Below are 8,348 nucleotides of genomic sequence, written 5' to 3'. Positions count from 1 at the left end.
TCTCCCTGTCGCTGAAGGCGACGCAGGAGGACCCGTGGCAGGTCTTCGCCCGCACCCACGCCATCGGCCAGGTCACCCCGGGCAAGGTCACCAAGCTCGTCCCGTTCGGTGCGTTCGTGCGCGTCGCGGACGGCATCGAGGGCCTCGTGCACATCTCCGAGCTCTCCAGCAAGCACGTCGAGCTGGCCGAGCAGGTCGTCTCGGTGGGCGAAGAGGTCTTCGTCAAGGTCATCGACATCGACCTCGAGCGTCGCCGCATCTCGCTGTCGCTCAAGCAGGCCAACGAGTCGGTCGACCCGTACGGCACCGAGTTCGACCCGGCCCTGTACGGCATGCTCGCCGAGTACGACGAGAACGGCGAGTACAAGTACCCGGAGGGCTTCGACGCCGAGACGGGCGCCTGGAAGGACGGCTTCGACGCTCAGCGCGAGGCATGGGAGCAGGAGTACGCGGCTGCCCAGGCTCGCTGGGAGGCGCACAAGGCTCAGGTCATCAAGGCCGCCGAGGCCGAGGCCGCTGCGGGCGACGACTTCGGCGCGAGCGCGCAGTCGTTCTCGAGCGACTCCGCCGGTGCCGGCACGCTGGCCGACGACGAGGCTCTCGCCGCTCTGCGCGAGAAGCTCTCGGGCGGCAACGCGTAAGCACCTCGGTTCGGAACGGGCCGTCACCTCGCCTTCGGGCGGGTGGCGGCCCGTTCCGCATCTGCGGAGTGGAAGGATCGGAGCATGACGTTCGCCGAGCCCTCCGGATCCGCCCGCTGCCATCGGAGCCGCCGGCGGTGAGTTTCGCGGGTCATACGCCTGGATCCGCCGAGTATCGCAGGATCCTCGTCGGACTGTTCTTCGCCGGGGTCGCGACGTTCGCGCAGCTGTACTCCCCGCAGGCGGTGCTGCCGCAGATCGCGGCCGACCTGGGGGCGGCGCCCGCGACGGCGGCCCTCGGCGTCTCTGCGGCCACGCTGGGACTCGCGGCGGCGGTGGTCGCCTGGTCGGTTGTCGCGGACCGGATCGGGCGCGTGCCGGCGATGGCGATCGGCGTCATCGCCGCGACCGTCCTGGGGCTGCTCGCACCGCTGAGCCCCGGGATCGGCGTGTTCCTCGTGGTGCGCTGCGCGGAGGGGATCGCGCTCGGAGCGGTGCCGGCCGTAGCACTCGCGTATCTCTCGGAGGAGATCGATCCGCGGCACGCGGCCGCCTCGGCGGGCAGCTATATCGCCGGTACGACGGTCGGCGGTCTGCTGGGCCGGATCGTGTCGGGGCTCGTCGGCGAGATCGGCGGGTGGCGCGTCGGGGTGGGCAGCGCGGCCGCGCTCTGCGCCGTCTCCGCGGCGCTGTTCCTCTGGCTGATCCCGCGGGCCCGCGGTTTCGTGCCCGTGCGGATGCGCAGCGAGCGCGGTCCCGGGATCCTGCGGCGTCTCGGAGATCTGATGCGCTCACCGGTGCAGCTCGCGCTCAGCGCACAGGGACTGCTCCTGATGGGGGCCTTCGTGGCCGTGTACAACTACCTCGGCTTCCACCTGTCGAACCCGCCGTTCCTGCTGCCGGCGTGGCTGATCACCCTGCTCTTCCTCGCCTACCTCGCCGGGACGTTCTCCTCGCCGTGGGCCGGCGTGCTCGCCTCGCGGCGCGGGCGGTACCCGGTGCTCCTGGGAGGGATCGCGGTCATGGCGGTCGGAGCGGCGTGCATGCTGGTCCCCGTGGCCGGGATCGTGCTGCTCGGGCTTCTGCTGTTCACCGCGGGCTTCTTCGCGGCGCACGCCGTCGCGTCGGGGTGGACGCCCGTCGCCGCCCCGTCGTCGAGCAGGGCTCAGGCGTCCTCGCTCTACTACTTCGCCTATTACGCCGGGTCGAGTCTGTTCGGCTGGGCCCTGGGACTCGTGTTCGCGGGGGCGGGATGGACGTGGTTCGTCGCGCTCGTGCTCGTCCTCTGCCTCGCGGCGGCACTGGCGGCCGTGTCGGCGTTGCGGACAGAGCGCACCGGCCGGATCCCGCGCGAGCGCTGAGGCGACGGGCGGGGCAGGGCGGCGTGGCCGCCGTGACAGACTGAAGGCATGCCCCTCATCGCACTCACCGGCGGCATCGCCTCGGGAAAGTCGACGATCTCCGCACGTCTCGCCGAACGCGGCGCGGTCGTCGTGGACGCGGATCGGATCGTCCGCGAGGTGCAGGAGCCTGGTACCCCGGTGCTGTCCCGGATCGCGGAGGAGTTCGGCGACGCCATGATCCTGCCCGACGGTGCGCTGGATCGCGCGCGTCTGGGCGCCGCCGTGTTCGGCGACCCCGGAGCGCTGGCCCGGCTCAACGCGATCGTTCACCCGGCGGTGAGGAGCGAGTCGCAGCGCAGGTTCGCCGAGGCGCTTTCCCAGGACCCGCACGCTGTGGTCGTCTACGACGTGCCGTTGCTCATCGAGGCGCGTGCGGACGACCCCTGGGACCTCGTCGTCGTCGCCGACGCGCCCGCGTTCCTCCGCGAGGAGCGCCTCGTGCGCGAGCGCGGCATGGACCGCGAGGACGCGCGCGCACGCATCGCCGCGCAGGTCTCCGACGCGCGGCGACGCGAGATCGCGGACATCGTGATCGACACCTCCGGCACGCTCGCCGAGACCTTGCGCCAGGCGGACGCCCTATGGGACCGGTTGCGCCGGGAGTGAACCTCGGCCCCGATGTCGGAGGCCCCTTGTAGCGTTGAGGGATGCAGCCCACTCGGTCCGTCCGACCCTTCGAAGTCGTCAGCGAATACGCGCCGGCCGGCGATCAGCCCCAGGCGATCGCCGAGCTCGCCGCGCGCATCAACGCGGGCGAGACCGACGTGGTGCTGCTCGGTGCGACGGGCACGGGAAAGTCCGCGACGACGGCCTGGCTCATCGAGCAGGTGCAGCGGCCGACCCTCGTCCTCGCGCACAACAAGACCCTCGCGGCGCAGCTCGCGAACGAGTTCCGCGAGCTGATGCCGAACAACGCCGTGGAGTACTTCGTCTCGTACTACGACTACTACCAGCCCGAGGCGTACGTCCCGCAGACGGACACCTTCATCGAGAAGGACTCCTCGGTCAACGCGGAGGTCGAGCGTCTGCGGCACTCGACCACGAACTCGCTGCTGAGCCGGCGCGACGTCGTCGTGGTCTCGACCGTGTCGTGCATCTACGGACTCGGCGCGCCCGAGGAGTATCTGCGCGCGATGGTCGCGCTGCAGGTGGGTGAGCGTTACGACCGGGATGCGCTCATCCGGCAGTTCATCGCGATGCAGTACAACCGCAACGACGTCGACTTCTCCCGGGGAAACTTCCGGGTGCGCGGCGACACGATCGAGATCATCCCGGTCTACGAGGAGCACGCGATCCGGATCGAGCTGTTCGGCGACGAGATCGAGGCGCTGTATTCGCTGCACCCGCTCACGGGGGAGGTCATCGAGAGGCTCGATTCCGTTCCGATCTTCCCCGCCTCGCACTACGTCGCAGGGACGGACGTCGTGCAGCGTGCGATCGGCACGATCGAGGAGGAGCTCGCCGAGCGTCTGACGGAGCTCGAACGTCAGGGGAAGCTCCTGGAGGCGCAGCGTCTGCGCATGCGCACGACGTTCGATCTGGAGATGCTGCAGCAGCTGGGCTTCTGCTCCGGCATCGAGAACTACTCGCGGCACATGGACGGGCGTCAGCCCGGTGAGCCGCCGCACACGCTGCTCGACTTCTTCCCGGACGACTTCCTGCTGGTGATCGACGAGTCGCACGTCACCGTTCCTCAGATCGGCGCGATGTACGAGGGCGACGCCTCGCGCAAGCGCACCCTCGTCGATCACGGCTTCCGGCTCCCCAGCGCGCTCGACAACCGTCCGCTGCGGTGGGACGAGTTCACGAAGCGCATCGGGCAGACCGTCTACCTGTCCGCGACGCCCGGCAAGTACGAGATGGGCATCGCGGACGGCGTCGTCGAACAGATCATCCGCCCGACCGGGCTCGTCGACCCGCAGATCGTCGTCAAGCCCTCGAAGGGGCAGATCGACGATCTGCTCGAGGAGATCCGGGTGCGCGTCGCGCGCGACGAACGCGTTCTCGTCACCACGCTCACCAAGAAGATGGCCGAGGAGCTCACCGACTTCCTCGGCGAGCACGGCGTGAGGGTGCGCTATCTGCACTCGGACGTCGACACGCTCCGACGCGTCGAGCTCCTCACGGAGCTCCGCGCCGGGGTCTACGACGTGCTCGTCGGCATCAACCTGCTCCGCGAGGGACTCGACCTTCCTGAGGTCTCGCTGGTGGCGATCCTCGATGCCGACAAGGAGGGGTTCCTGCGCTCGGGAACGTCGCTGATCCAGACGATCGGCCGTGCCGCCCGCAACGTGTCCGGTCAGGTGCACATGTACGCGGACACCATGACGGATTCGATGGCGAAGGCGATCGAGGAGACCGAGCGGCGCCGTGAGAAGCAGATCGCGTACAACGAGGCGAACGGCATCGACCCGCAGCCTCTGCGCAAGCGCATCGCCGACATCACGGATGTCCTCGCCCGCGAAGGAGCCGATACGGCGGAGCTGCTCTCGAAGCGGAACAGGTCCGGTCGCGGCAAGTCGCCCACCCCGAACCTGCGCCGCGAGGGGATCGCGGCGGAAGGGGCGATGCAGCTCGAGGAGACGATCGCGGATCTGTCCGCGCAGATGCTCGCCGCGGCGGGCGAGCTGAAATTCGAACTCGCCGCGCGACTGCGCGACGAGGTGCAGGATCTCAAGAAGGAACTGCGTGCGATGGAGCGGGCCGGTCACGCCTGACCCGTTCGTCGGGATGCGAGGAGGAGAAGCGACATGGTGGACGCGTCGGTCGCGGAGTTGGCGGACCGGATCCGAGCGCTCCTCGGAGCGGAGGGCGACATCGAGGAAAAGGCGATGTTCGGCAGCCGCGCCTTCCTCGCCGGTGGGCACATCCTCGTCGGCGCTCGCAAGGGCGGTGTGCTGCTCGTCCGCGTCGAGGAGGAGCACGGGTCCGCTCTGCTCACCGAGCCGGGTGTCTCGCGGGCCGTCATGGGCCCACGCACGATGAGCGCGGGCTGGCTGGACATCGCGGCGGAGGCGATCCGCGACGACACCGCGCTCATGGAGTGGATCGACATCGCCCGCGAGGACGCCGATCGCGTCGGGTAGTCGGCGTCGCCGACTCAGGCTTCCCACGGCGGGACCAGCGCGGGGGAGCGCGAGGTCAGGGGCAGTGCACGAGGGGCTTGGGACCGCTCCGATCGATCTCGTGCGCGGTCATGGGCTGGCCGCACAGCGGACATCCCTTCGTGGCGCGCTCGGCCATGGACGGCGGCGGGGTGCTCTCGTACGGTCCGACGGATGCGGGGCCCGCGAGGCGGATCAGGGTCGCGTTGATCCAGGCGTAGGCGCCGCCGGCCTCACGGATGCGCTGTCGCAGGGGCACGCGGTCCGGCGTGGGGTTGCTCGTCATAATCATTAGCGTACTAATGATGAGGGCAGAGAGTATTATCGAGGCATGACGGAACGGACCGCCGACGACCTGCTGAAGCTCGACAATCAGCTGTGCTTCGCGCTGGTCACGGCCGCGCGCAACGTGGTGGGGATCTACCGTCCGATCCTGGAGCCGCTGGGACTCACGCATCCGCAGTACCTCGTCATGCTGGCGCTGTGGGAGGACTCGCCGCGCTCCCTGCGCGATCTCGCCACCGCCCTCGCGATGGAACCGGCCACCGCCTCGCCTCTCGTGAAACGGCTCGAGGCGGACGGCCTGATCGAACGTCGCCGCAGCGCCGAGGACGAGCGTCGCCTCGACATCGCTTTGACCGCGCGCGGAGCCGAGCTCCGCGTCCGCGCGCTCGATGTGCCGCGCCAGGTGATGGCCCGTCTGGACATGACCGTGCCGGAGGTCGAGTCCGTGCGCGACGGCCTCCTCCGTTTCGCCGGGTCCGTCGAGCTCTGAACCGGTCCACGGACGTCGCGTCGCTGCCCAGGCCGCCCGGCAGAGGCGTTCGCCCGGAGCGAGCAGGAGGCTCCCGCGGAGCCGATGTCGGAGGCCGCTCCTAGACTTGACGGGTGCCGATCGTACCCGTAACCAGCCCCGGAAGACTCAGCGTCCGCGGAGCGCGTGTCCACAATCTCCGCAACGTGGATCTCGAGATCCCTCGCGACTCCCTCGTGGTCTTCACCGGACTCAGTGGTTCGGGCAAGTCGAGCCTCGCGTTCGACACGATTTTCGCCGAGGGGCAGCGGCGCTATGTCGAGTCGCTGAGCGCGTACGCGCGCCAGTTCCTCGGTCAGGTCGACCGTCCCGACGTCGACTTCATCGAGGGTCTGAGCCCCGCGGTCTCGATCGATCAGAAGTCGACGAACCGCAACCCGCGATCGACCGTCGGAACGATCACCGAGATCTACGACTACATGCGCCTGCTCTGGGCGCGCATCGGCGTGCCGCACTGTCCGCAGTGCGGAGCGCGCATCCAGCGTCAGACCGTGCAGCAGATCGCGGATCAGCTCATGGAGCTTCCGGAGCGCACCCGCTATCAGATCGTCGCCCCGGTCGTCAGCCAGAAGAAGGGCGAGTTCGTCGACCTCTTCCGCGAGCTCGGCGCGAAGGGCTACGCCCGTGCGATCGTCGACGGCGAGCTCGTCCAGCTCGCCGAGCCCCCCGTGCTGAAGAAGAGCTACAAGCACGACATCGGCGTCGTCGTGGATCGTCTCGTCGCGGCCCCCGACATCCTGGGCCGTGTGACGGACTCCGTCGAGACGGCGCTGGGCCTCGCCGGCGGGGTCGTGCAGGTGAACTTCGTCGACGAAGAGGGCGACGAGGCGTGGCAGTCGTTCTCCGAGAAGCTGGCCTGCCCGAACGGCCACCCCATCACCCTCACGGAGATCGAGCCCCGCACGTTCTCGTTCAACGCGCCGTTCGGCGCCTGTCCTGCGTGCTCCGGGCTCGGCACCCGGATGTCGGTCGACGTCGATCTCATGCTCGGCGACGAGACCCTCTCGATCCGCGAGGGGGCCATCCTGCCGTGGACGACCCAGGGCAAGGGACTGTTCCAGTACTACGAGCGTCTGCTGGAGGGCCTCGCCGCCGACCTCGACTTCTCACTCGACACGCCGTGGCAGGATCTGCACTCGGACGTGCAGGAGGCCGTGCTGCACGGTGAGAACTACAAGGTCACGGTCAAGTGGAAGAACCGTTACGGGCGTGAGATGCGCTACTCCTCGGGATTCGAGGGCGTCGTCCCCTACATCGAGCGCCAGTACCAGCAGGCCGAGAGCGACACGCAGCGCACGCGCTGGGGCGAATACCTCCGCGAGGTGCCCTGCCCGGTCTGCAACGGCGACCGGCTGAAGCCGGAGGTGCTCGCGGTGCAGGTCCACGGGCACTCCATCGCGGAGGTCTCCCACCTCAGCCTCGCCGAGGCGCAGGACTTCATGCAGCGTCTGGAGCTCAGCCCGCGGGAGGCGAAGATCGCCGCGCAGGTGCTGCGCGAGATCCGACTGCGCCTCGACTTCCTGCTGCAGGTCGGCTTGTCCTACCTCAACCTGAGCCGTTCCGCGGGGTCCCTCTCCGGCGGCGAGGCCCAGCGCATCCGGCTCGCCACGCAGATCGGATCAGGCCTCACCGGCGTGCTCTACGTGCTGGACGAGCCGTCGATCGGCCTGCACCAGCGCGACAACCGTCGTCTCATCGAGACCCTTCTGACCCTCCGCGATCTCGGGAACACGCTCATCGTGGTCGAGCACGACGAGGAGACCATCGAGGCGGCCGACTGGGTCGTCGACATCGGGCCGGGCGCCGGCGTCAACGGCGGCGTCGTCGTGCACTCCGGCCCGTACGACGCGCTCCTGCGGGAGAAGGGCTCGATGACGGGCGACTATCTCGCGGGCCGCCGCGAGATCACGACCCCTACCAAGCGCCGCAGGATCGATCGCAAGCGGATGCTCAGCGTCGTGGGCGCCAAGGAGAACAATCTCCGCAACGTCACAGCCGACTTCCCGCTCGGCGTGCTCACCGCCGTCTCCGGCGTCAGCGGATCGGGCAAGTCTTCGCTCGTGAACGACATCCTCTACCGGGTGCTCGCGCAGCGATTGAACGGCGCGAGGACCGTGCCAGGGAAGCACACCAGGGTGACCGGGCTCGACAACCTCGACAAGGTGGTGCACGTCGACCAGGCGCCGATCGGGCGCACGCCGCGATCGAATCCGGCCACCTACACGGGGGTCTTCGATCGGATCCGCACCCTGTTCAGCGAGACCCCCGAGGCGAAGGTCCGCGGTTACCAGCCGGGACGGTTCAGCTTCAACGTCAAGGGAGGCCGCTGCGAGGCGTGCTCCGGCGACGGCACGATCAAGATCGAGATGAACTTCCTGCCCGACGT

Annotated in this window: 8 protein-coding genes; 7 read left to right on the top strand and 1 reads right to left on the bottom strand. The window is 69.1% G+C overall.

From position 1 onward, the window contains the following. The 5 genes from Q0P88_RS13965 to Q0P88_RS13945 form a co-directional block, all read left to right on the top strand. A partial coding sequence (locus tag Q0P88_RS13965; RefSeq protein WP_295014954.1) for a S1 RNA-binding domain-containing protein occupies positions 1-641 on the top strand: 641 nt, incomplete at its 5' end. Between the two features lie 137 nt (positions 642-778). Then, complete coding sequence (locus Q0P88_RS13960) at positions 779-2,002, top strand: MFS transporter (protein ID WP_295014953.1); 1,224 nt, start codon at positions 779-781, stop codon at positions 2,000-2,002. Between the two features lie 48 nt (positions 2,003-2,050). After that, positions 2,051-2,650 carry a dephospho-CoA kinase gene (coaE, locus tag Q0P88_RS13955; protein WP_295014952.1) on the top strand — a complete coding sequence of 200 codons (600 nt, stop codon included), beginning with the start codon at positions 2,051-2,053 and terminating at the stop codon, positions 2,648-2,650. Positions 2,651-2,691: 41 nt separating this feature from the next. Beyond that, complete coding sequence (gene uvrB, locus Q0P88_RS13950) at positions 2,692-4,761, top strand: excinuclease ABC subunit UvrB (protein WP_295014951.1); 2,070 nt, start codon at positions 2,692-2,694, stop codon at positions 4,759-4,761. 33 nt (positions 4,762-4,794) lie between these two features. After that, on the top strand, positions 4,795-5,130 hold the full coding sequence (locus Q0P88_RS13945) for a TfoX/Sxy family protein (RefSeq protein ID WP_295014950.1): 336 nt from the start codon (positions 4,795-4,797) through the stop codon (positions 5,128-5,130). 55 nt (positions 5,131-5,185) lie between these two features. Here Q0P88_RS13945 and Q0P88_RS13940 read toward each other — a convergent pair whose 3' ends face one another. Beyond that, a complete protein-coding gene (locus tag Q0P88_RS13940; RefSeq protein ID WP_295014949.1) occupies positions 5,186-5,440 on the bottom strand; it encodes a hypothetical protein in 255 nt (84 codons plus the stop codon). A 39-nt stretch (positions 5,441-5,479) separates the two neighbouring features. Here Q0P88_RS13940 and Q0P88_RS13935 point away from each other — a divergent pair, with 39 nt between their 5' ends. Both Q0P88_RS13935 and uvrA read left to right on the top strand, forming a co-directional pair. Beyond that, complete coding sequence (locus tag Q0P88_RS13935) at positions 5,480-5,923, top strand: MarR family winged helix-turn-helix transcriptional regulator (protein ID WP_295014948.1); 444 nt, start codon at positions 5,480-5,482, stop codon at positions 5,921-5,923. A gap of 113 nt (positions 5,924-6,036) precedes the next feature. Beyond that, on the top strand, positions 6,037-8,348 hold a 2,312-nt coding region (gene uvrA, locus Q0P88_RS13930), incomplete at its 3' end, for an excinuclease ABC subunit UvrA (protein ID WP_295014947.1).

Source organism: uncultured Microbacterium sp., from assembly GCF_945952435.1.
Taxonomy (GTDB): Bacteria; Actinomycetota; Actinomycetes; order Actinomycetales; family Microbacteriaceae; genus Microbacterium.
This window is presented reverse-complemented; position numbering and strand designations above follow the sequence as displayed.

Coding starts and splice junctions, on each gene's coding strand:
- Q0P88_RS13935 (WP_295014948.1), top strand. CDS start 5,480: ATGACGGAACGGACCGCCGACGACCTGCTGAAGCTCGACAATCAGCTG.
- Q0P88_RS13945 (WP_295014950.1), top strand. CDS start 4,795: ATGGTGGACGCGTCGGTCGCGGAGTTGGCGGACCGGATCCGAGCGCTC.
- Q0P88_RS13940 (WP_295014949.1), bottom strand. CDS start 5,440: ATGATTATGACGAGCAACCCCACGCCGGACCGCGTGCCCCTGCGACAG.
- coaE (WP_295014952.1), top strand. CDS start 2,051: ATGCCCCTCATCGCACTCACCGGCGGCATCGCCTCGGGAAAGTCGACG.
- uvrB (WP_295014951.1), top strand. CDS start 2,692: ATGCAGCCCACTCGGTCCGTCCGACCCTTCGAAGTCGTCAGCGAATAC.